General features: G+C 75.7%; 1 protein-coding gene. It reads left to right on the forward strand.

What is annotated here, in order from left to right; translation table 11 throughout:
- The coding region (locus tag KUM32_RS40365; protein WP_217146670.1) for an RNA polymerase sigma factor at window positions 1-621 on the forward strand (621 nt) is incomplete at both ends.

The following is a 621-nucleotide window of genomic DNA, read 5'->3' on the forward strand; positions in this document are numbered from 1 at the left end:
GGATACGGACGCCTACGCGCGGCTGTACGAACGCGAGCACCCCCGCCTCGTCGCCTACGCGCGCACGCTGACCGGCAACCCCTGGGTCGCCGAGGACCTGGTGGCCGAGGCGCACTTCCGCGTCTGGCGCCGGCTGCGCACCGGGCACCAGATCGACAACGTGTCCGCGTACCTGACGACGACGGTGCGCCACCTGTCCTCCGACACCGCCGGCCGCGGCGCCCGCGAGGTGCCGCGCGACCCCGCCGTGGCCGAGGCGGACGACCTGGCCAGGTACGGCGAGCAGGGGAGCGGCCAGGACCCGGCGCAGCGGGTCGCGTACGTCGATCTGCTGGCCCGGGTCATGGGCCAGTTGCCGGAGCGCTGGGTGAAGGCGCTGTGGCTGGCCGAGGCCGAGGACCAGCCGCTGGAGTCCGTCGGCCGCCAGATAGGCGCGAACACCGGCGCCACCGCGGTGCTGCTGCACCGGGCCCGCGAGGGCATGCGACAGGCGTTCCTGCGCGAGCAGCCCGGCGCCCCGGCCAACCCGGCCTGCGCCGGGCACTGGGAGCGGATGCCCGCCCACATCCGGGGCACCGACTCGCCCCGGCAGGCGGAGAGCATCGCCCTGCACGTGGAGGA

This window comes from Streptomyces sp. AC627_RSS907 (assembly GCF_019049165.1).